This window comes from Aurantiacibacter zhengii, from assembly GCF_003584125.1.
GTDB classification, from domain to species: domain Bacteria; phylum Pseudomonadota; class Alphaproteobacteria; order Sphingomonadales; family Sphingomonadaceae; genus Alteraurantiacibacter; species Alteraurantiacibacter zhengii.
Genome location: NZ_QXFL01000004.1, coordinates 88,630 through 110,815 on the forward strand (window position 1 = coordinate 88,630; position 22,186 = coordinate 110,815).

At 60.5% G+C, this 22,186-nt stretch carries 17 protein-coding genes; 7 read left to right on the forward strand and 10 right to left on the reverse strand.

Annotation, left to right across the window (positions count from 1 at the left end; all coding sequences use genetic code 11):
- The first annotated feature begins 50 nt into the window (after positions 1-50).
- Together D2V07_RS09910 and D2V07_RS09915 are read left to right on the forward strand one after the other, a co-directional pair.
- Positions 51-659: a phage tail protein gene (locus tag D2V07_RS09910; protein WP_199698772.1), complete on the forward strand. Its 609-nt coding sequence runs from the start codon at positions 51-53 to the stop codon at positions 657-659.
- 36 nt (positions 660-695) lie between these two features.
- Positions 696-1,307 carry a phage tail protein gene (locus D2V07_RS09915; protein WP_233548341.1) on the forward strand — a complete coding sequence of 204 codons (612 nt, stop codon included), beginning with the start codon at positions 696-698 and terminating at the stop codon, positions 1,305-1,307.
- Between the two features lie 117 nt (positions 1,308-1,424).
- Here the strand turns inward: D2V07_RS09915 and D2V07_RS09920 are convergent, their stop codons facing one another.
- Complete coding sequence (locus D2V07_RS09920; protein WP_119586842.1) at positions 1,425-2,468, reverse strand: nucleotidyltransferase family protein; 1,044 nt, start codon at positions 2,466-2,468, stop codon at positions 1,425-1,427.
- A 203-nt stretch (positions 2,469-2,671) separates the two neighbouring features.
- Between D2V07_RS09920 and D2V07_RS09925 the strand changes: the two genes are divergently transcribed.
- The 4 genes from D2V07_RS09925 to D2V07_RS09940 all read left to right on the forward strand — a co-directional run bounded on the left by D2V07_RS09925 (position 2,672) and on the right by D2V07_RS09940 (position 10,353).
- On the forward strand, positions 2,672-4,543 hold the full coding sequence (locus D2V07_RS09925) for an ABC-F family ATP-binding cassette domain-containing protein (protein ID WP_119586843.1): 1,872 nt from the start codon (positions 2,672-2,674) through the stop codon (positions 4,541-4,543).
- 211 nt (positions 4,544-4,754) lie between these two features.
- On the forward strand, positions 4,755-7,889 hold the full coding sequence (locus D2V07_RS09930) for a TonB-dependent receptor domain-containing protein (protein WP_158586800.1): 3,135 nt from the start codon (positions 4,755-4,757) through the stop codon (positions 7,887-7,889).
- 92 nt (positions 7,890-7,981) lie between these two features.
- Entirely contained in the window at positions 7,982-8,767 is a 786-nt protein-coding gene (locus D2V07_RS09935; protein ID WP_119586845.1) for a hypothetical protein, read from the forward strand.
- Positions 8,767-10,353, forward strand: coding sequence for a tetratricopeptide repeat-containing sulfotransferase family protein (locus D2V07_RS09940; protein ID WP_119586846.1), 1,587 nt, complete (start codon positions 8,767-8,769; stop codon positions 10,351-10,353). Before D2V07_RS09935 ends, D2V07_RS09940 begins: the two co-directional genes overlap by 1 nt.
- Before the next feature lie 87 nt (positions 10,354-10,440).
- On the opposite strand, the gene D2V07_RS09945 is transcribed toward D2V07_RS09940, so the two are convergent.
- From D2V07_RS09945 to D2V07_RS09965, 6 genes are all read right to left on the reverse strand, one after another.
- A complete protein-coding gene (locus D2V07_RS09945; RefSeq protein WP_119586847.1) occupies positions 10,441-11,268 on the reverse strand; it encodes an alpha/beta hydrolase in 828 nt (275 codons plus the stop codon).
- 289 nt (positions 11,269-11,557) lie between these two features.
- A complete protein-coding gene (locus tag D2V07_RS09950) occupies positions 11,558-12,397 on the reverse strand; it encodes a pirin family protein (RefSeq protein WP_119586848.1) in 840 nt (279 codons plus the stop codon).
- Positions 12,394-13,359, reverse strand: a complete 966-nt coding sequence (locus D2V07_RS09955) for a glutathione S-transferase family protein (protein ID WP_119586849.1) — start codon at positions 13,357-13,359, stop codon at positions 12,394-12,396. Before D2V07_RS09955 ends, D2V07_RS09950 begins: the two co-directional genes overlap by 4 nt.
- 5 nt (positions 13,360-13,364) lie before the next feature.
- Entirely contained in the window at positions 13,365-14,843 is a 1,479-nt protein-coding gene (locus D2V07_RS09960) for an aldehyde dehydrogenase family protein (RefSeq protein ID WP_119586850.1), read from the reverse strand.
- 64 nt (positions 14,844-14,907) lie between these two features.
- Positions 14,908-15,003 (reverse strand): DUF6890 family protein, encoded by a 96-nt coding sequence (locus D2V07_RS19125; protein ID WP_407641597.1) that lies wholly within the window; start codon positions 15,001-15,003, stop codon positions 14,908-14,910.
- 82 nt (positions 15,004-15,085) lie between these two features.
- Positions 15,086-17,254 (reverse strand): S46 family peptidase, encoded by a 2,169-nt coding sequence (locus tag D2V07_RS09965; protein WP_119586851.1) that lies wholly within the window; start codon positions 17,252-17,254, stop codon positions 15,086-15,088.
- A gap of 352 nt (positions 17,255-17,606) precedes the next feature.
- On the opposite strand from D2V07_RS09965, the gene D2V07_RS18385 reads away from it, so the two are divergent.
- Positions 17,607-17,960: a hypothetical protein gene (locus D2V07_RS18385; protein WP_147366930.1), complete on the forward strand. Its 354-nt coding sequence runs from the start codon at positions 17,607-17,609 to the stop codon at positions 17,958-17,960.
- Between the two features lie 8 nt (positions 17,961-17,968).
- Here D2V07_RS18385 and D2V07_RS09975 read toward each other — a convergent pair whose 3' ends face one another.
- From D2V07_RS09975 to D2V07_RS09985, 3 genes are read right to left on the reverse strand one after another with little or no spacing between them, the layout of a single operon-like run.
- Positions 17,969-18,862, reverse strand: coding sequence for a Csu type fimbrial protein (locus tag D2V07_RS09975; RefSeq protein WP_147366931.1), 894 nt, complete (start codon positions 18,860-18,862; stop codon positions 17,969-17,971).
- 4 nt (positions 18,863-18,866) lie between these two features.
- A complete protein-coding gene (locus tag D2V07_RS09980) occupies positions 18,867-21,311 on the reverse strand; it encodes a fimbria/pilus outer membrane usher protein (RefSeq protein WP_158586801.1) in 2,445 nt (814 codons plus the stop codon).
- Positions 21,312-21,360: 49 nt separating this feature from the next.
- Positions 21,361-22,101, reverse strand: coding sequence for a fimbria/pilus periplasmic chaperone (locus D2V07_RS09985; protein ID WP_158586802.1), 741 nt, complete (start codon positions 22,099-22,101; stop codon positions 21,361-21,363).
- Positions 22,102-22,186 lie beyond the last annotated feature (85 nt).

Sequence of the window (22,186 nt, forward strand, 5' to 3'; positions counted from 1 at the left end):
TTATAGGCGCGGTATGGCGACCTGTTTACTGGTGCTTGACTGGGGGAAGCATGAAAAAGTTTTTCGTTTCGTCGTCGGCGCTCGCTTTGGCCGCTGCGGGCATGACTGCCGCTCCGGCGCAGGCCGGGGACCTGCCCATGATCGGCGAGATTGTCCCCTATGCGTTCACCTTCTGCCCGCGAGACTGGGCTCACGCTGATGGACAGCTTTTGTCTATCGCGCAGAATACTGCGCTGTTTTCGCTTTATGGCACCACCTACGGCGGTGATGGCCGCACAACCTTCGCGCTTCCCGATCTTCGAGGCCGTGTCCCTATGGGCCAGGGTACTGGGCCAGGTCTCACCACCCGTCAGATGGGGCAGCGCTTCGGCAGCGAAACGAACACGCTTTCCATCAACCAGATGCCAGCGCACAATCATGACCCACGAATGAACGTTTCCACCAGCGATGCGATCAGCCGCAACCCGATCAATTCGTATTTCGCCCAGTCAGCAGACAACAAGTTCGAGGCCGGAACGAATGTTACCGGAGACCAGATGGCACCCGGAGCGATCTCGTCCAGCACGGTGGGCGGTAGCCAGGCCGTCAACAACATCGCGCCAACCTTGGTCCTGCGCTACTGCGTTGCGCTGTATGGCATTTTTCCGTCGCGCAACTGATTGCGGCAGACACAAATTGATTTGAGGGAATAGCATATGTCCAGAATTGCCAAGATTGCCGCCGTTCTTTCGGCCAGCACATGTCTCGCGATGGGATCGGTTCCCGCAGTTGCGCAGGAGACCCCCTTCCTCGGCGAGATCAAGATGGTCGGATTTACCTTCTGCCCGCGCGGGTACAGCGATACAAACGGCCAGTTGCTTTCGATCGCTCAGAACTCCGCATTGTTCTCCTTGCTCGGAACGACCTATGGTGGCGATGGCCGTACGACCTTCGCGCTTCCAAACCTTCAGGGCCGCGTACCCATGCATCTGGGCACCGGACCGGGACTGACTACACGCGTCCAGGGTCAGGCCTTTGGTAGTGAAACGAATACGCTTACCGTCAACCAGATGCCAGCGCACAATCACAGCCCCAGAATGAACGTGTCGCGCGTCAATGCCATCAGTCGCAATCCGATCAACTCGTTCATCGCCCGCGCGGCAACAAATACCTACGAAGAGGGTTCAACCTTGACTGGGGAACAAATGGCCGCAGGCGCGATCTCCTCGCAGACCATGGGGGGCAGCCAGGCTGTCAACAATATCCAGCCTTCTCTGGTAATTCGTTACTGTATCGCCCTGCAGGGCATCTTCCCGTCACGTAACTGATTGCATGTGTCGCTGCCGGGCCACGAACCGGCAGTCTAACAGTATGTGTGAGCAGCGGTTCCTGGTCTGGCTGCTTCAGCCGATGCCATGAACCGCGGCGAACTTGTTTACGAGCTTCTAGATACGGCGAAGGAACCACATCGCGGTCCGGTTTCCGATGGCACCGATCCGCGATGGGGGTTTGTCACCGAAAAGCGGCGGATCTCGCATCAGTTCCAGCCGCCTGGCGAATAATTCCATTGCGGATAGTGGAGATTCGCGATTGAGCGCGGCGGCGAATGCCTGGAGATGCGCCTGGACGCGTTTCTCATCCATGTGCGGTTCTGCTTGTGCGAGCCACTCGTCAACAAACGCCTCCCCCCAGATCGCGCCGCACGCGCGGAGACTGGCCGCAATGGCCGGAAGACACTGAAAACGGCGTGCCAGGTCCAGGACCTGGTCCATCACATCCCTCTCCACACGCTGAACAATCATGGCGAGATCAGCGAGCCATTTCAGCCTCTTCCAGTTGGATCCAGCCCCGTGAAGTATGAGGTACAAAACATAATGGGGATTGGAGAGGTCCAGAGGGGCTTCCAGCATGGTCGCGTCACTCCAGCCCGCGGGCGGATTTTCAAGGGACCGTGAATGCAGTTCGACAATCACGCCCGAGCGGGGATCGCGTACCTCGACCTCCCGATGGAACCGCAAGATAGCTTGCGCAATACCGGCCTTCAGAGGCCCACCTCGTATGTTCGTGTATCCTGCCTCGGCAGTCGCCTTGATCGCTTCCGCAACCTGATCGGGGCGCAGGAGGACATCGACATCGCGCGATTGCCGCAGTGTTTCCTCGCCGTAGAGAATGTGCCCCAATTGCCACCCCTTGATTTCGACGCTGGCGATGCCGCGGTCGTCGAGAAGGGCTTGCACACACGCCGCGGCCGCTCTTTGCCGCAAGACCTGCCGCGCCTTGCCCTGAACGATACCCGTAAGGTCCGACAGGAGTTGCTCATTGCTACTTCCGCTCACCTGCAAGGCATGGTGGAGCAAGAACGTGACGCGGTGCCGCTCTACGACAAACTGCAGATCGCCAGGAGGCGGCGCTTCTGCGGCACCAAGACCCAGCGCTGGCCTGATTGCGTCCGCAAGCGATTGAACATTCTCGGAAGGGCGGAAGGGCATCGGCCGCAGCCTTAGGATCGACACGGGTCAAGGCAAGCCTGAATTGCCCAGTTCCCCCTTCGTCTGAATTGCTGGAACAGTTGCCGCATGGGCGCACGGATTGTTTGTCGCAGGTTAGCCGAAATCTCGGGCCTCCGCCGTTTCGGCAACCTGTCGCGATTCACCATATTGGGAGCGGCCTCTTGTGCTGCTATGGGCCCGCCATGCTTACGATCGACGGTATCACTGTCCGGCTTGGAGGCCGGCCCATTCTCGAACGCGCCAGTGCGTCGATCCCGCAGGGCGCGCGGGTCGGGCTGATTGGCCGCAACGGGGCTGGCAAGTCGACCCTGATGAAGACCCTCATCGGCGAGATCGAGCCGGACGACGGGCAGATCGGCAAATCGTCCAGGGCGCGCATCGGCTATATCGCGCAGGAGGCTCCCGATGGTGCGATCACGCCGGAGGAAGCCGTGCTCGCTGCGGATGTCGAACGGGCGGCCCTGCTCGAGGAAGCGGAAACCTGCACCGATATGGATCGGCTTGGCGAAGTGCACGAGCGGCTGCTGGCGATCGATGCCTACACGGCACCGGCGCGCGCGGCCAAGATCCTGAACGGTCTCGGCTTCGACGAGGAGATGCAGCGTCGGCCCCTCTCCAGCTTCTCCGGCGGCTGGAAAATGCGCGTGGCGCTGGGCGCGCTGCTGTTTTCCGAGCCGGATGTGCTCCTGCTCGACGAACCGTCGAACCACCTCGATCTCGAGGCGACCCTGTGGCTCGAAAACTTCCTCCGGTCCTATCCCGCGACGCTGCTGGTAATAAGCCACGAGCGCGACCTGCTGAACAATGTCGTCGATCACATCCTGCACCTGCAGGGCGGCAAGCTGACGCTCTACTCGGGCGGCTACGACGCTTTTGAAAAGCAACGTGCCGAACGCGCGGCGCAACTGGAATCGGCCAAGGCAGCGCAGGATGCGCAGCGGGCGCGCCTGCAGGATTACGTGGCGCGCAACAGTGCGCGCGCTTCCACCGCGAAGCAGGCGCAGGCCCGTGCGAAGATGCTGGCCAAAATGCAGCCGATCGTTGCGCTGATGGAAGACCCGTCGCTGTCCTTCGACTTTCCCTCGCCCGGAGAATTGCGCTCACCCATGATTACCCTGGATGGGGCTGCCGTGGCCTATGGCGAGGCACCGCCGATCCTGCAGCGGCTGAACATGCGGATCGACGCGGACGACCGGATCGCGCTGCTGGGCCGCAACGGCAACGGCAAGACCACGCTGGCCCGCCTGCTGTCCTCGCAGCTAAAGCCCATCGAAGGGGAACTGGCTGCGCCCGGCAAGCTGAAGGTCGGGTACTTTACGCAGTATCAGGTCGAGGAACTGGAGAGTAACACGACGCCGCTTGAGCTGATGACGCGGGCGATGGAGGGCATGGCGCCCGGCGCGGTGAGAGCGCAACTGGGCCGGTTCGGTTTCTCCGGCCCGCGCGCCACGCAGAAGGTGGAGAAACTCTCCGGCGGGGAGCGGGCCAGGCTCGCGCTCGCCCTCATCACCCGCGATGCGCCGCACCTGTTGATCTTGGACGAACCGACCAACCACCTCGACGTCGATGCGCGCGAAGCGCTGGTGCAGGCGCTGAACGATTTCGCTGGCGCCGTTATCCTCATCAGCCACGATCGCCACATGGTAGAGCTGACGGCGGACCGGCTGGTGCTGGTCGATAGCGGCACTGCGAGAGAATACGCCGGCAGCATGGACGATTACATCGACTTCGTGCTGGGCCGCAACCAACCGAAGAAGCAAGCTAGCTCCAGCACGCCCAAGACTAGGCCTGCCGACCGCGCGAAAGCAAAGGAGAAGGCACGCTACCTCAAGTCCAAGCTGGCCTCGGCCGAAAAAGCCATGGCAAAACTTGAAGCCAGCTTGACCGAAATCGACAGCGCAATCGGCGAGCCTGCGTCTGCCCCCGCTCATCTGGCCGACATCGCCATGAGCGATCTGCTGGTCCGGCGTTCGCAGGTCAGTGATGGCTTGGCACAGGCCGAGGCGGATTGGCTGGCCTTGGGCGAAGATCTGGAAAAACTCGAGAAGGCGTAAATCGCGCTGTCCACTGCCTGACGCGGCACCGTCGCGCGCTGACGGCAAGGGCAAGTGTTGCGCAAAAGTCGCAAAAAATCTGCCGCGTGGCGCGCGTGAAAGGTATCCCTTGTAACTTCGGGGGTGCGCTTTACCCAAATGCACTTGGAATCAATCGTATTTGGGGTCTCTAATGCGTCACAGCAGTATGAATTTGAAACGTCGTTCAGTTTTGAGCGCCGGTGCCGGTCTTGCAGCCATCGCGCTTTCCACGGGCGCTTACGCGCAAGACACGCAGAGTGAAGAAGATCAGACGGTAGCTGTTCCGACCGAGGACGCTGCTCCGGCCGAGACGATCGTTGTCACCGGCTCGCGCATTACCTCGGTAACGCCGTTCAACAGCCCCGACCCCATCTCTATCGTCAGCCCCGAGATCGCTCGCCGCGAAGGCAAGCTCGACCTTGCTAGCGCGCTGCAGAGCTCGCCCGTCGCTGCCGGTTCGACGCAGATCACCGCAGCCCTGTCGTCCAACTTCGTGACCAACGGTGGCCCGGGCGCGCAGACAATCGACCTTCGTGGTCTTGGCCCGAACCGTACGCTGGTGTTGCTCAACGGTCGCCGTGCCGGCCCCGCCGGTACGCGCGGCGGCGTGTCGTCCTTCGACCTCAACGTCCTCCCGCTCTCGATCGTCAACGACATCCAGATCCTGAAGACTGGCGCATCGTCGATCTACGGTTCCGACGCTATCGCAGGTGTTGTGAACATTTTCACCGGCAACCGCGAAGAAGGCCTCTCGCTGGACTTCAACGTCTCGCTGCCCTTCGACGCTGGCGGCGAAGAGTATCGTGGCAGTATCGCCTATACGAAGAACTTCGACCGCGGTCATATCACCGTGGCCGGCGACTATTCCCACACCAACGAATTGGCTCGCAACGATCGCGATTACCTGGCTTGCCCGGAATCGTACATCTTCGACGAAAGCGGCAACCGCGCCGACCTGGTCGATCCGCGGACGGGCCAATTCATGTGCGACGATCTGCGCTGGGGCCACATCTGGACCTACAACCTGATCGACAACCTTCAGCTTGACGGTCCGGGCGGCCCCAACACGGGCATCCAGACCTCGCCCAACGGCAGCACCGTGCTGCTGCAATACCAGTACGGCAGCGGCGTGGCTGCGGGCAACCTCGGCATTCCCGCCTATGGTGCTCCGGCATACGAGGGTGACTTCAGCGCCCCCGCTGGCTTCTTCCCGACCGGTTACAACGCCGAGAGCATGGCCGTACAGAACGCCTACCATCCGTTCGCCGGTGAACAGACGCTGATCCCGGAAACCGATCTTTATACCGCCTATGCGGAAGGTGCTTACGAGTTCTCCGACGCAGTCGAACTGTTCGGCGAATTCCTGTTCAACCGCCGCGAAACCTACCAGAACGGCTGGCGCCAGTTCTGGAACTTCGGCTACACCGGCGAACTCTACGGTACGGGACCGGGCACCACGTTCAACTACTGGGGCGACGGGTTCGAAGGGGTGAACTTCATCAGCCCGACCGCGATTACCAACCAGTCCGACAGCAGCCAGACGGTCGATTACTACCGCGGCGTGGCCGGCCTTCGTGGCCTGCTGTCCGCCACGGGGAACTGGCAGTACGACGCCTACGTCCAGTACAGCCGGAGCGACGGTCGCTATCGTTCGCAGCAGATTCTGCAGGACGCCTATGACACGGGCTACTTCCAGACCAGTTCCTGCGTCGGCACCGTCACGCCCATTTCGGGCCGCAACTGCATCGACATCCCTTGGGCGGATCCCGAATTCCTGCGCGGCAACCTGACGTCGGAGCAGATCGGCTTCCTGTTCGACTGGGAAGAAGGCCGTACGGTCTACACCCAGCTGACCGGCGAAGTCGTCGTCTCTGGCGAGCTCTTCGAACTCCCCGGCGGGCCGGTTGGCCTTGCTGCCGGTCTCACGGCGCGTCGCGACAAGATCAACGACACGCCGGGTGATATCACTCTGGCCGGCAACGCCTGGGGCTCGAGTTCGGGCGGCGTCACCGCGGGCAAGAGCGTGACGACCGAAGCCTTCGGCGAACTCAGCGTTCCGATCCTCGCCGATCGTCCGTTCTTCGAAAACCTCACCTTGTCGCTCGCTGGCCGCCTCACGAACGTTACGGCAACGCGCCGTTCCGATGGCGTGGAAGACGAAGACAATGGCAACTTCACCTACAAGATCGGCCTCAACTGGGCTCTGACCGACTGGCTTCGCTTCCGCGGCAGCTACGGCACTTCGTTCCGCGCACCTGCGCTGTTCGAACAGTTCCTTGCCGACGAGACGAGCTTCGTTAACCAGCGCAACGATCCCTGCATCAACTACGGTGCCGGTGTGGAAAACGGCACGACGTCCGAACGCGTCGCTGCAAACTGCGCTGCGGACGGCATTCCGGCTGACTACCAGGGCGGCGGCATCACTGCGACGTCCTTCGCTTCGGGTGGTCTTGGCATTCTCGAGGCCGAAACCTCGAAGGCCACGACGGTCGGCATGGTCCTGACGCCCAACTTCTCCTTCCTGCCGGATACCGACTTCAGCTTCGCCGTCGACTATTTCGAAATCGAGGTGAATGGTGAAATCTCGCAGCTTGGCGCTTCGACCATCCTCTTCGGATGTTACGATTCGGAGGATTTCGCCAACGAACCGCTGTGTGACCAGTTCACCCGCGGCCAGAACGAGACGGCGATCTATCAGATCGATGAAATCTACGACCAGTTCATCAACATCGCGAGCCAGCAGAACTCGGGGATCGATTTCTCCGCGAACGTGGTTCACGATCTTGGTGGGGCAGGTCTGGTCACGCTGCGCGCTGAAGCAACCCGCCAGCTCGACAGGGACTTCCAGCTCCTTCCCACCTCGCCGGTGGAATCGAGCAACGGGGAATCCGGCTCTCCCAAGTGGGTCGCCGACTTCCGTGCCAGCTACTCGCACCCCTCGGGTCTGTCAGTCTTCTACGGCATCAACCTGATCGGAGCGACATCGGACCAGGAAGATTTCGAAGATCGTTACGGCGGTCCGTGCCTGAATTCGTTCAACAGCCAGGGCACGTCCGATCCGAGCGACGATCTGCCGATCTACGGGACCTATTGCCCCGATCTGACCGCCAGCACGACGTTCTACCACAACTTCTCGGTGAGCAAGGAACTGCTCAATGGCCGCGCCGAACTCACGGCCGGTGTGAGCAACATCTTCAATACCCGTCCGCCGCGTGTTTCGGTGCGCAATGGCGGCCAGATCTCGATGCTTGGTCCGGTTGTGGCGGCGTCGCAGTATCCCTTCGTGGGACGCCGCGCCTTCGTCAACGTATCGCTCGATTTCTAAGGTCGACAGATACGGGCGGGGAACCGTTCGAAACGAGAGGGCGGCATGGCAACATGCCGCCCTTTCTGTTAGGCCGCCGGGAAGGAGCGGACATGCCGGAAATCTTAGTTCAACGTGACAATCTCGACGAGGTCGCAGAGCGGTTCGACCGCAAACCCCTCGAGCAGGGGGTTTTTCTCAACTCCATTCCCAAGAGCGGAAGCCATCTGCTGCGCAACATCCTGCGCATGTTCGTGCCCACCGACCAGACCTACACGGCGGACTTCATCCAGTGGGGCAACCTGCAGGCCCATCGCAGCGCGTTCGATCCGGCCTCACCGAAACTGAGCTGGGGCCATCTCTTCTTCGCCGATGCCTCGGTGATCGAAACCGCCCACGTCCGAAGAATTTTGCTTTACCGTGATCCGTACGACTGGGTCATCGCGCGGGCCCGCTTCATCCTCTCGGAACAGTTCCGGGGCAATGTCGATCATCTGCGTACCGGTGTCCTTTCAAGCGACGAATTGCTGACGATGATGATCTTCGGCCTTCCGCAAAAGCTCCCTTCGCTCAACGATATATACGAACTCAACGCTGCCGCCTGGCTCGGCGCGCGATGCCATGTCGTAAAGTATGAAGAGCTCGTCTCGTACGTGCAGGATACCGAAAGCAGCGGCGCGGCAGAGTTCTTCAGCGGACTGCTGGGTGCCTGCGGTATCGCCACTCCGAACGATTGGGCCGAACGCGTGAAAGCGGGCTCCGCGCGCGGCGAGAGCGCCACTGCGCGCGAGAACCTGACAGGCGTAACCATCGACCTGCCGGAGACCCTGCCCGAGAAGCACCGGGCACTGGTGGACTACCAGGCACCCTGCCTGCGCAAGCTGCTGGGTTACAATTGATGCATGCCCAAGCGATCCCTTCCGTTGATCCCCGGCTGTCTCCCATTAAGGAATTGCTGGAGGACGGCAAAAACGAACTGGCTTCGCAGCATCTCATAGGATTTCTGCGCAGCAATCCCGGGCATCCGCAGGGCCTCGCCATGCTCGGCGAAGCTGCGGCGAAGCTGGGCGCTCTGGGCCAAGCGGAGCATTTCCTGCGCAAGGCGATCAATGCCGGTGCGCGAGATCACGAGACACGCCGCCAGCTCGCCTCGGTCTTCAATCAACAGGCGAAGCCCGAAGCAGCGCGAGAGATGTTCGAGGTATTGAACCGCGAAAGGCCCGACCCGAACACGAAGCTCATCCTCGCGTCGATCCACGAGAAGACGGGTCGCGGCGAACAGGCCAGGGAAATGTATCGTGCGATTTCGGAGGCCCATCCGGAGCACCTGTTGGGATGGGTGGCTTTCGGTCACAGCCTGCGTGCCAATGGACAAGTCGAAGATGCCATCGCGGCCTATAGGCGGGCAATCCAGATCGACGACGGCTTCGGCGATGCCTGGTGGGGCCTGGCAAGTATCAAGTCACCTATCCTGACCGACGATGACATCGAGACCATGCGGGCAGCCTTGGCAATCGCTGTTGACGAGCGGAATACGGCCCCGCTGCATTTTGCGCTGGGCCGCGCCTTTCACGACCGCAAGAATTACGACGAAGCTTTCGCGCACTATCGAGCAGGCAACCAGATCCGCGCGGAGGCGATCAACTACGATCCCGAAGAGCTGACGCAGGAAGTCGACGAGATCATTGCAAGCGTCGATGCCGATTATATCGCCCGGCTGCCGCAGAAGCCGGTTGGCGATATCGTGCCGGTGTTCATCGTATCGATGCCGCGCTCTGGCTCCACCTTGCTGGAGCAGATGCTGGGATCGCATACGCAGATCGAACCGGCAGGCGAATTGCCTTACATACCCGCCATGCTGCGCAGCTTCATGGAGATGGCCACCCGCCGCGGCAAGGTCAGCGTGACCCAGGCCATCCACGCAATGAACGCCGACGTCGCGGACGCGCTGGGAAGGGATTACATGGCCCGCGCAGCGGTGCACCTTGCGGAAGAGAAACCGTTCTTCATCGACAAGCTGCCGCCGAACTGGAGCAACGTCCTTTTCATCCGCAAGATCCTGCCGCAGGCGCGGTTCATCAGTATCCGCCGCGATGCGATGGACTGCTGTTTCTCGAACTTTACCCAGTCGTTTACCAGTGCGCACGCGTCCTCCTTTGCGCTTGAGCATGTCGGGCGCAGCTATGTCGAGAACGTGCGGCTGATGGATCATTTTGCCCGAAGCTGCCCCGGGCTCGTTCACCAGGTCGATTACGAGGCGCTGGTCGAAGACCCGCAAGGTCAACTAGCGCCAGCGCTCGAATATCTGGGCCTCGAATGGGAGGACGAAGTGCTCGAGTTTCACCGGCTGCAAAGGGCCGTGCGCACCCCCAGCAGCGAACAGGTTCGCCGCCCCCTCAACCGTGACGGGATGGAAGTCTGGCGCCCCTATTCCCATCACCTTGAACCATTGCGGAATGTTCTGGGTAGCCTGGCCAAAACCTGACCAAAGATGAGCTCGCGTGCCTCACCCAAGGCGGGGACGCATCTTTGTAGCCGAAAGGGACTAATACCAGACAGAGATCGACTTCGATCAATTGTTCAAGCGGTTTTCGCCCAAACTCCAGATCAATGCTTCTTCCTTTGTCGCCCTGAAGATTGTGCTGTGCTGTTCTTCGGGCCTGTCTGTATAAGTCCAGCGCAGGTTATCAGGGGCCCGATCGTCCAAGATGCTGGCCAGCTCACGCGTATGGGTGAAAATATCCTCGGCATCGGAACCTGCGAACCAGAGGGATTTCTCGCCAGATATCGTCTGCATGGCTTCTGACGCCCGCCTGACGAGAGCATGGTCATCCCACCACAGCGCCGGGTCCATCGCTATGTAATGATCGAACAGATCAGGCTCGCGGAAAAACGTATCCATGACGAAAAGTCCCGCGCTGGATTCGCCGATAATGGTGCGTTCTGCAGTCGTCCGGTAACGGGATTCGATCTCGGGCATCAATTCATCGCGAATAAAAGCGCGGAACTTGCTCGCCCCGTCGGTCTGCGGAGCATAGTCGCGATCGAAGTCGGTGGTAGAATCCGGCGTCAGATCCCGGCCGCGCTCGGTGTTCTCGATGCCCACTAGGATAACCGGTGGGATATCGCCCCTCTCAATCAGTGCGGCGATGGTGTTCGCGATGTGGGGGAAATCTTCCTCGATGCCTCCATCCGGCATGTAGACGACCGGAAGCGCCGCTTGACCGTCATCATAGGTCGGCGGGGTGTAGACATTGGTAACCCGTTCTTCGCCTAGAACAGTCGACTGTATGGAAAACTCGCTGTGGACCGGGATCGGATCGGAATTCGCAGGACCGGCAGTGCACGAAGCAAGGAACACCGCCAAGAGGATCGAGAATACCAAACGGTTAAGTGCCATCGTGCAGGTCTCCCATAAATCGCATGCCTCACATTTCTGGCTACCGTCGCGAAAGTCGATAGGCAAAGTCAAAGAAATCAAGAATCTTTCGCACCGATCGTGGTTCGCAAACGGCTCTGCCGCTTCTGGCTCGCAGAGCGCCAAGACGCCGGTTCTCCCCGGATATCATCGGGTTTGAGATGGCCTTCAGGATTCCTCTCTCGCCCGAACTGGTCGAACAGGCCAATGGCGCTACGCTGGTGCTGGAAAAGTTGAGCAAATCGCTGAACGCTCATAATGGCGCAGCAGTTCAGAGACCGCCAAGCCGCCCGGCTTGATAGTCGCGAATTGCCTTCACTATCTCGGCTTCGCTGTTCATCACGAACGGCCCATGGGCCACCACCGGCTCACCTATCGGGTCGGCGTGGCCGAACAGGATCAGGCAGCCATCATCACTCTCAACCTCCACATCCGCACCTTCGCCCAACGTCGCGAGGTTGTGCTCAGGCACGTGTGACTTGCCGATCTGTGCCGATCCCCGAACAGTATAGAACAGCACGTTCCGCCCCTCGGGCGCGGGCAGAGTGGCGCTGGTTCCGGCTTCCATGGTAATCGTCGCCAGCATTACGCCCGTTAGGGATGTAAGAGGCGCATTTGGCGCGCCCGATACCGCACGCATCATGACGCCCTCAGCCAAATGTGTTTCACCGATGTCCGATGCGGGTACCGGCACATAGGCCGGGTCGGTCATCTTCAGCCGTGCGGGCAGATTGACCCACAATTGCAGAAGCTCAAGCGGCCCTCCCGAGCGCTTGAAATCGTCCGGCGAAAGCTCTGCATGCACCAGTCCGCTGCCGGCGGTCATCCACTGTACCCCTCCGGCCTCTACCACGCTTGCACCCGAACCGCTGTCGTGATGCGCAAGGCTCCCTTCGATGATGAAGGTAACCGTTTCGAATCCGCGATGCGGATGCGGGCCGAAGGGCAGACCGCGGTTGCCCGGAGGATAGGTCTGCGGCCCGTGGTGATTGAGAAACAGGAACGGGTCGACCTGTGGCAAACCCGGCCCCGGCAATGGGCGCCGCGTCACCAGATCCTGGATGTCGTCCCGCACGGCCGGGTGGAGCGAAGCCACTTGCCGGGTGCTCATGGTACCGTCCCCGGTACCAGCGGATCCGGCCCTGCAGGCACTATGCCGTGCGGGTTAATCCGCTCGTGGCTTTCGTAATAATGATGCCGAATGTGGCGGAAATTCACCGTTTCTGCCATTCCATCGAGCCTCATCATCCGCCGCGTCAGCGCCGACAGGTTGGTGTAGTCTGCGATCCGGCGAATATTGCACTTGAAGTGCGTGTGATAAACGGGGTCGAACCGGATCAGCGTGGTCCATAGCCGAATATCGGCCTCGGTCAGCCTGTTGCCCACCAGCCAGTCTTTGCCTTCCAGCCGTTTCTCCAGCTCGTCGAGCATGGCGAACAATGGCTTAACCGCCTTGTCGTAGGCAGCCTGCGTGGTTGCAAAACCCGCCTTGTATACCCCGTTATTGACCGCATCGTAGACCCGGTCGTTCAGAGCATCGATTTCGTCGCGCAGGCCTTCGGGATAGAGATCGAGATCGTTCGCGCCACCCCCGTCGAATGCGCTGCCAAGCATGCGCAGAATGTCGGCGCTCTCGTTGTTGACGATCGTCTCGCGCTCGATGTCCCACAGAACAGGCACGGTGACATGGCCCGAATAATCCGGCTTGGCGTGCGTGTAGAGCTGGTGAAGATGAACGGCGCCGATCGCGGGGTCGCCGGTCACGCACTCCCCTTCGCGGAAGGACCAGCCGCCGTCCTTCATCAGCCAGTGAACCACGCTTAGTTCGATCGCATCGTTCAGGCCTTTCAAATGGCGCGCGGCGTTGGCGCGGTGTGCCCACGGGCAGGCGAGGCTGATATAGAGGCGGTACCGGCCGGGCTCGGCAACGAAGCCGCCCTCCCCGGTAGGACCGGGCGAACCGTCCGGCGTGATCCAGTTGCGAAATGCGCTTTCGTCACGTTCGAACTCGCCGGAATTCTCGTCGTTATGGGCCCACTCGTCGTGCCACGTGCCGTTCTTCAGATAACCCATGAGGATCAGAGGTCCTTCGCCGAGAACGGGTAGCTGCGCTTGTCGTGCTGCACCGATATCCAGCGGGTGGTTGTGAAGGCCTCCACCGCCCAGCGCCCGTTGAAGCGACCGATCCCTGAATTCTTGACGCCGCCAAAGGGCGAGAAGGGGCTGTCGTTCACCGGCTGGTCGTTGATGTGGCACACGCCAGACTGGATCCGCTTCGCCACCTTCAACGCGCGGCCTTCGTCCTCGCTGAACACTGCCGCCGACAACCCGTATTCGGTCGCATTTGCCAGGCGCACGGCGTCATCATCGTCCTTCGCGCGTACGATCGGCGCCACCGGGCCGAAAATCTCGGTGTTGAGCAGGCAACTGTCATCGTCGAGGTCGGTGAATACGTGCGGTGGCACCACGAGCCCGTCGGGCTCTCCGCCGAGCGCACAGGTTGCGCCCTGCTCTTTCGCCTTGGCGATCAGCCCGGTCACGCTGTCGAACTGGTCGCGGTTTACGATCGGACCGATGAAGCATTCCGGGTCGTCCCGCTGGCCCACCACGAACTTGCCGACGCGCTCCACGAAAGCCTCGACGAACCGGTCGTATATCCCTTCTGCCACGATGATGCGGTTGGCGATCATGCATATCTGGCCCTGGTGCATGAACTTGCCCCAGGCGCTGGCTTCGACGGCATAGTCGAGATCGGCGTCGTCGAGCACCACGATCGGGCTGTTGCCGCCCAGCTCAAGCTCGACGGGCTTGATCAGGTTGGCATCGAGCGCGGTCTTGCCCACCCCGCGACCCACTTTCGTCGACCCGGTAAAGGACACGACCGAAGGGATGTCGTGTTCGATCAGCGGCGTGCCGATATCGCTGCCCGAACCCGGCAGGACGCTAACGAGTCCCTTGGGGATGCCCGCTTCCTCCGCGATGGCGGCGAAAATGGTGCCGCCGGTGACGATGGAATCGCTGGCCGGCTTTATCACCACTGCATTGCCTAGGCTGAGCGCGGGGAACAGCGTGCGTGCAGTAAGCTGGAGCGGGAAGTTCCACGGGCTTATCAGTGCAACGACCCCGGCAGGCTGGCGGTAGACACGCGATTCCTTGCCGGGAATGTCCTCCGGCATGATCGCGCCTTCAACCATGAAGGGCCAGACCGCACCTTTGCGCGCGAAGTCGGTGGCGAGTTGAAGCTCTAGCGCGGCCTTGACCTTCGTGCCGCCCACTTCCCTTACGATCCACTCTGCGATTTCCTCGCGGCGTGCATCGAGCACGTCGGCGATCTCGCCCATTTTGGCTGCACGCGCGGCTGGAGGGAGTGAACCCCATTCTTTCTGCGCTTCTGCAGCGGCGCGGCATGCCTCGTCGACATCGCTTTTCTGGGCGGCGTTCATCTCGAAGATGACGCTCTCGTCCCACGGGCTGATGTTTGTTAGGGCTTCGCCCTTTCCTTCACGCCATTCACCCGCGACGAAGAGGCGGTCGAGCTTTTCATATGGTCTGGACATGCCAATCAAACGGGCCTTGTCCGCAATCGTTTCGCGCTGCGCTGACAGAAAATTGCAATCACACTTATCGAAACTGAGGTTGGGAACCGTTAGGAACCGCAGATCTCATTCTTTGACTAAGCTTTGAACGCAGCCAAATAGCGGCCCCGATTGTCCCGATCGCCTACTATCAGACATGAGGTTCGACCACTCGGCCAATGCGGCCGAGTGGTTCGAGTTACGAGCATCGGGAATGCACGATGTTACCGAACGATGTCCATTTCCTCGATCAGGCCCTCGGCACCATCGACCTTTTCCATCACCCACAGCATGTAACGCGTATCGACGTGGATCGAGCGGGTTGTGCGAGGGTCGAAATCCCAGTCGGAGTTTACGCTCTCGAAAGTGCCATCGAACAGCAGTCCGACGAGTTCGCCCCTTGCATTGAGCGTTGCCGAACCGCTGTTGCCGCCCGTCACATCGAGGTCGGACAGGAAATTGACTGGCACCGAACCGATCGATTCCAGTTCGTAGCTGCCGTAGTCCTGTGCGTCGATCAGATCGAGCTGGGCCTGCGGAGAATCGAACGGAGCTTCGCCGGTGTCCTTCTGCGTGATCCCTTCCAGCGTGGTGAAGGGAAGATAAGCCATTCCGTCGAAGGGCGAGCCGCCCATGACATTGCCAAAGGTAATGCGCAGGGTCGAGTTCGCATCGGGATAGGGCAGCGAACCTTCCTCCTTCTGCCACTGGGTGATCGCTTCCATGTAAGCCGGGCGAAGCGCCAGAGACTCACCGGCGCGCATTTCGCCTTCGGTCTCAAGCGAGCGCTCATAGTCGTAGAGCGCCACGGCCAGTTCGATGAAGGGATCGTCGCTGGCTTCGAACTGGGCCGCATCCGCCTCCATCAGCGCGAGACGCGTATCGGCATCGTCAAGCTGCGTTCCGGCATAGAAACGCTCGACAAGACCGGGCAGGTCGGCAGCGGTCGTTTCGGCAGTGATTCCCAGGGCTTCATCGAAGGCCTCGACACGTTCTGCCTCGGGCTGTGCGATATAGCCGCTGAGGAACAGGACCCACTCTGCCTTGTCTACCTCGGGATCGAAACGCCGGTCCAGCGCCTGCAGGCCCTGCCGGAAGAATGTCATGTCGCGCTCCTGATAGCCGCTTTCGCGCTCCGCATTGGGCAGCTCGCGTTCCTTCGAAAGGCGATAGAGACGCTGGGCGGCAGACAAGAGTTGCGGCCGGGTGGCGTTGCCAAACCAGAAATTGGTACGCGCAGCCGTCGCGCTTTCGACCGAAAGGTCGGTGAGCGCAGCAATCGCATCCCCGTACCCGGCACGTGCGGGATCGGCGCCGATCCATTCGGCCAGCGCAGCCTCGCGCGCACGACGGCGATCCACCAGCCCCACGCGGCGCGCGCCCTCGATCTGCCCGCGCAGGTTCTTCTCGAAATTGTTGAGGCTGGCGAGGCGGCTTTCATATTTAACCCGCGCATCCGAACCTTCGGGCGCGGTGTTCTCGATCGTGGCGATCCAGCTCGTCAGCAGCCCTTGGAATGTCGGATATTGCCAGTCGAACGTGTTCTCGACTTCGGCGAGCAGGGCGTAGCGGCTCGTCGAACCGGGGTAGCCCGCGACCATGACGAAGTCGCCATCCTCGACGCCCGCCGCACTCACCTTGAGGTGGTGTTCCGGCGAATAGGGAACGTTGGCTTCATCGAAGTCCGCTGCCGAACCATCGGGTGCGACATAGGCGCGATAGAAGGAGAAGTCGCCGGTGTGTCGCGGCCACATCCAGTTGTCGACGTCGCCGCCATACTTTCCGATGGAGTCGGCAGGCGCGTAGACCAGGCGGACGTCACGCACTTCGAGCCGCTTGATCAGGGTATATTCCGCCCCGCCATAGAAACTTGCGACGAGGCAGCGATAGCCCGGATCCGCCTCACACTCGGCAGTAATGTCCTTGCGGCGCTGGTCGATGGCTTCGTAGCGCGCCAGCGGTTCCATGTCTTCGGTGCCCGCGCGCATCCGCTCGGTCACGTCGGTCAGTTCTGTAGTGACATAGACCCGCGATCCCGGCGCAGCGGGGAGTTCGGCATCCTGCGTCTGCGCGAGGAAGCCGTTCGCAAGGTAGTTGTTCTCGGCGGTGGAGTTGTATTGCACCGATCCGCGCGCGCAGTGATGGTTGGTGACAACCAGTCCCTCGGGCGAGACGAAGCTTGCCGAACACCCGCCAAGAGATACCACCGCGCCCATCGGGAAGCCGGTAAGGTCGGTCAGCGTGTCGGGGTCGAGTTCGAGGCCTGCCTCTTCGAGCTGCTCCGCAATGTCGGGCAATTGCTGCGGCGTAAACATGCCCTCTTCAGCCGCTGCCGGCACAACCAACGAGGAGCTCAGCAGCAGGCTAAGCGAAAGCAGTTTTGCGTTGTTCATCTTGGATTCTCCTCGCAGTGGAACGCGCGCCTGGCGAGCCCCAGTGTCATGCCTATTCGGCGCTCTCGCTAGAACGATAACGTTGCAGCTGCAACCGGACCTTTTCGATAAATCACTGGATTCATGCAGCGGTTGCGGACCTGGTATTGTATCCGACCGTTCAGCGCCGTTTTCTGCGCCTCGCCGGAAGTGTCAGCTCGGAGAAGATGGACAACACCCGCCGGTGCCGGGCGAAACCGGACGTTGCCCGTAGACGCAGGCTTAATAATTTGAGGTTACACGGGCCCTGAAGGAGAAGCTCGTGTACCGCTTAGTCGTATGTTCTCTTGCCGCTTGCGCACTGTCGACCAGTGTGAACGCCGAGCCAGTCGCCAGTAGCTTCAGGGTAGCCGCTGTTGTTCCTGAGGTCTGCCACGTTTCTGCGTCGGACCTGTATATTTCGGGCAGCGCCGGCATTTTTCGTGGCGAAGTCCTGGAAATGTGCAACGGGTCTGGCGGATATGCGATCGTAGCCTCTCACCGGGCGCTGGACGAACAAGAGCAGGTCAACTTCGAATTCGCGGGCGTGCACAGGTCTCTGGAAGCAAATGGCTCGAGCGAGATCGCCAAGCGCACAGGAGCACGGTACGGCGTGCGAGAAGTGAATGTGACCTACAATTCGCTGCGCACCCCCCTCGCGATCACGCTGACAGTCACGCCATTCTGACAGCTGGGTTACATCGCCGTGACGGTGATGAAAACGCGGTCGGAATAGTCGCCCGCATGGTATTCCGGATTGGGCTGGATAATCACGGTCACCGGATGCACATCGCCCAAGGAGCTTGTGTGGCGGTTCACTTCGATCCCGTCGGAGGTTCCATCCAGTTCGAGCCTCTGACCGCGTAACGAAAGTTCGTAAGGAATCAGATCTGGTCCATTGACCCGGCGAAGCGCCCCGCCATTGTCCGATACGAGTTCCATACGATATCCTGACGTGCTGAGAATTCGCAGGGCAAATGGCGGTGATTGCGTCACGGAATGGGGAGAAATGGCCCCCATCTCGATAAGTGCTGGGCCATCGATACCGCTTACCCCTGCAAACCGGATCAGGGCCATTTTCGGTATCTCGAGCATCAATCTCGCATCACGGATGATCGGGGGATGTCCGGGGCGGTCGTCGAACAGTTGGAACACCAGGTCCTCTGTGAAAATCCCTGCCTCCGAGCCCCAGCCCACGTCCATCCTGATCTCATAAGCGATAACAACCTGTTCGCCGGGAGGCGCCACGAACTCGGTGCCAAAGCTTCCGGTGTCCGGGGCTCCCGACAAGGATGACAGAGGAACGTTTCCGTCCGGTCCGGTCAGCGAATAAGTAGGGAATTGCTGGGACCCATCTGCAATTCTGCGACCGACACCCAAACGCAGCAGGCATGGTTCGTCGCCAGCATTCCTGATCCGCACCTGAAAGGTTTCGTTCAATTGGTCGCTACTGAACGAAGGTGGCGGGATGAGCCTGATGGTATTGTCACCATCGACAAACGACGGGTCGCATTCTGCCTTGGCTGTCGTAGCAAACGTGGTAGCAAACAGAACCGCTACTGACATTGCTATGATGCGGGAAAGGATCATCCTCTCACTCCTCTTCTCCGCCTTCCGGAGTTATGTAAATCTCATTCAGTTGAAGAATGGGATCCGAATTGTCTGGCACTTCGACCGTAAAGCTTGCTTCAGCCCCGAACAAATCGATTTGGTAAGTGTAGCCCGGCCGCAAACCGACGATGGCGAAACGACCTGTGGAATTCGTAAAGAACGGTTGATCGACAAACTCCGCGTCGTCGATCGACATTACCGTTCCCGACAGCAGCTCTGCCCTGCCATCGGGGTAACTCAAGAACCCGATTGCGGTAACGCTCGCTCCTGAGCCGATGACTATGCTGTACCCACTGCGATAGGGAGGCAGGACAGTTTCGACACCAGTTCCGATATCGACACCAGCAGGCGCATCCGCCAAGTCGTAGATGATGGACTGACGATTGTACGAGCTGAGATTGCCATTCAGGGCGGCGCCAAGAGGTCCGCTCAGGGCTTCCGAGCGACCGGCCCCAAGCGTGCGGCCCAGCGTCGCTCGCGGTCCCTCCAGATCGGAATTCGCACGCGCGAGCACGAAGCTGTCGCTGATCGGACGCCCGATGCCCACGACACCGTCCGCAAATGCGAGTGCCGTGCCGATCTGAAGTCGCGCACTACGCGCGTCAGTGATGTTGCCTATGCCATTTCCGCTGGAAGCGACGAACCCGCGGGCGAAGAACCGGTTGGCGACATAAGAGGCGCTTGCCTCAACGCCCTGGATGCCTTGCGAGCTTCGCATGATCACGTCGTATCCCCAGGATCCGACAGTGTTCTCGAAGCCCTTCGAGATCGAGGCGCGGGCATCGTCTCTGCGGCTGCTATAGTTCGCGTCAGCTCTGACCGATCGGCCAAGCGGGATCGAGATAGTGGCGCGAACGCCGAAATTGCGCCGGAAGAAGTCATCGCCGTATTCGACGCCGACGCTGAAGCGGAACCGGCGGGTCGAGCGCACGAAGTCGGCAAAGATTGATCGGTTCGCCCGCGTCCCGCCACGTTCGAACCAGTTCGCGCCCACCACAATGGAAGATCGTTCATCGATCCGCTGGGAAAAATTTCCATTCAGAAAGAACGAGTCCGCCCGGTTGAAAAATATCCCGTCGTTGACTGTCACAAAATTGGCGTTGCGGTACTCTCCGTTGAGCGAAATCTGGCCCGACCCCAGGGAATTTTCGAATTGGTGAGAATAGCGGATTTCAGCGGCATACCCTGTTCCCTGGCCAAGACTTGCAGCCAGGCCGAGTTCGAACCGGCCGGGAATCGAGCGCGGGGAAACAATCATCTCGGTGCCGATGACCTGGACATCTTGCGATGCCTGGACTGCGCCACCCACGGTGAACCGATTGCTGATCCCGCGGCGGTAATATGCCGAGAGCGCCGGATCGCTTGAATAGGTCGGGTTGATGCCAAACCCGACGGGGATGAACCCTATCGCAGCCCCGTACTCGGTTTCCCCGGGAGCAAGGGCATTGGGATCGAGAAACGTATCGAATGACGTGATCTGACGGCGGCCCGCCGCATCCGTCACGAACAACTGGGCATTGCGCCCACCGTATTGCGCACGCAACTGAGCCAGGTCGTACGGGCCTGCGGTCAACTGCAACAAGTCGACCTGCCGACCGTCGATCAGGACTTCGAGAGTTGCATCACGCTCTAGCAGGATTTGCTGGCCACCCAGCTCGGTGATTGGCCCGGAATCGTTGAAGACGCGGCGTCCCTTCTGCACGCCGATACCGCCCAAGAAGATCCCGCCCAATTGGCTGAGGCCCGCAACCTGCACGTCTCCGGCCGACCAGCGACGGCTTTCTTCCGGTTCGTCGTAAATCGCGCGTACCGACCGCCTGTAGAAGCCGCTACCACCGGCGATGTTCTCATCATAGCCACCCTCGAATTCGAGGACGATGTCGCGGGCGCGCAGTGCCCCATCGAATAGTATGCCCGGAGCGAGCGGCGATCCGAAATTGTCGACCCCGAAATCGCCGAACACGTTGAGATAGGCGCTTGTCCCGCTGGGCTCGAGGGTAATCGGCACTTCGTCGGCAACCCGATCAAAGCCGAGCGATTGAAGAACGGCTAGCGAACCATCGATCCGCTCGACAGAGATTTCCAGCTGGGAAGAATTGTAGCGAAGGTCGATACCTGCGGCTGCGACATCTTGCGGGGTCAGTTTCGGCCTATCGATCAGGTTCTCTTCGAAAAGAGCATATCCGTCCGGCGAGAGCAGCGGTTCGAGTTTCTCGATGAGGGACGCCCGATTATAAAGTATCCGGCCATCCAGATAGAGATCGACGAGAACATCGCCGTAGACCCGCCCGCCGCGCACAAGGGGCAGAAGGAGTTGGGTAGGGGCGGGTTGCTCGGCGCGATCTTCAATGGCAGGCCCGCCTTGTTCCGGCGGGACGGATTGCGCAGATACGACGCTCGGCGCAACCGCATTCGACAGCAAGAGCATCGCTCCCGAAATGCAATGCCCGTACATGTCCCCTGCCCCCAACGCCGGCTTACTGGAATTCGATTTCGACGCTGTCCGGATCCAGTGACTGCTCGAGCGGTATGAAGAATATCCGCGCCTTGCTCGGAGCCACGATTCCCAGGCCCGTGTTCAGGCGCACTTCGCTGTCACTGAACCGCTGCTCGAAAGGCGATCCCTCGAGCGTGGTGCCTTTAATTGCCCAGTTTGTCTGTCCCGCTCCGAAATAACGGTCGCCGGAATTGCTTATGCGCACCTCTATACCGGAGACGGTCTTGGTCTCGACGCCTTCCTCCGCAACCTCCGCCTCTTCCTCGCTCAGGGGAACGACGCGCTCTGCGGTCCTGATCCATTCCACCTTTGGCTCCGCCTGAGTGCCCCGCGGAACCACGTTGATCAGAACATTGAACCGCATCAGCATCTGAATGCGCGATTCATCCTCGCTCAGCGCCACAGGGACCTGGCTGACCGAAGCGTAGAATATTTCCGACTGGTTCGTGGAGCCATCGGGGATGTACTGGATGCGGAAAACCTGCTGGCCTTGCGGCTGGAGCACCGTTTGGGGTGGGAAGACGACGAAGCGATCATCGGCGGGCTCAAGCGTGACCGTCCCGTCTTCGGAAATGATTCCACGGTGCATCGTGATTTCGAAAGGGATTGCGCGATCTTCTGAATTCGAAACTTCCAGGCGCAGGGTAGACCCGGTGCCGGAAGGCTCGATCTCGGCCACCATGGGGGTTACCCGCGCCGCCTTCAGCGGCTGCGCGGTCATGAAGATCGACAGAACGAAGGCTGCTGCAACAGACGCTACACTCAAAGTACGGCGAAATGACATCTAAACCCCTCTAAGAATTGGC

Bases quoted from the DNA above. Each gene is read 5' to 3' on its own strand.
- D2V07_RS09910 (WP_199698772.1), top strand. From the start codon at position 51: ATGAAAAAGTTTTTCGTTTCGTCGTCGGCGCTCGCTTTGGCCGCTGCG.
- D2V07_RS09915 (WP_233548341.1), top strand. From the start codon at position 696: ATGTCCAGAATTGCCAAGATTGCCGCCGTTCTTTCGGCCAGCACATGT.
- D2V07_RS09920 (WP_119586842.1), bottom strand. From the start codon at position 2,468: ATGCCCTTCCGCCCTTCCGAGAATGTTCAATCGCTTGCGGACGCAATC.
- D2V07_RS09925 (WP_119586843.1), top strand. From the start codon at position 2,672: ATGCTTACGATCGACGGTATCACTGTCCGGCTTGGAGGCCGGCCCATT.
- D2V07_RS09935 (WP_119586845.1), top strand. From the start codon at position 7,982: ATGCCGGAAATCTTAGTTCAACGTGACAATCTCGACGAGGTCGCAGAG.
- D2V07_RS09940 (WP_119586846.1), top strand. From the start codon at position 8,767: ATGCATGCCCAAGCGATCCCTTCCGTTGATCCCCGGCTGTCTCCCATT.
- D2V07_RS09945 (WP_119586847.1), bottom strand. From the start codon at position 11,268: ATGGCACTTAACCGTTTGGTATTCTCGATCCTCTTGGCGGTGTTCCTT.
- D2V07_RS09950 (WP_119586848.1), bottom strand. From the start codon at position 12,397: ATGAGCACCCGGCAAGTGGCTTCGCTCCACCCGGCCGTGCGGGACGAC.
- D2V07_RS09955 (WP_119586849.1), bottom strand. From the start codon at position 13,359: ATGGGTTATCTGAAGAACGGCACGTGGCACGACGAGTGGGCCCATAAC.
- D2V07_RS09960 (WP_119586850.1), bottom strand. From the start codon at position 14,843: ATGTCCAGACCATATGAAAAGCTCGACCGCCTCTTCGTCGCGGGTGAA.
- D2V07_RS09965 (WP_119586851.1), bottom strand. From the start codon at position 17,254: ATGAACAACGCAAAACTGCTTTCGCTTAGCCTGCTGCTGAGCTCCTCG.
- D2V07_RS09975 (WP_147366931.1), bottom strand. From the start codon at position 18,862: ATGATCCTTTCCCGCATCATAGCAATGTCAGTAGCGGTTCTGTTTGCT.
- D2V07_RS09980 (WP_158586801.1), bottom strand. From the start codon at position 21,311: ATGCTCTTGCTGTCGAATGCGGTTGCGCCGAGCGTCGTATCTGCGCAA.
- D2V07_RS09985 (WP_158586802.1), bottom strand. From the start codon at position 22,101: ATGACCGCGCAGCCGCTGAAGGCGGCGCGGGTAACCCCCATGGTGGCC.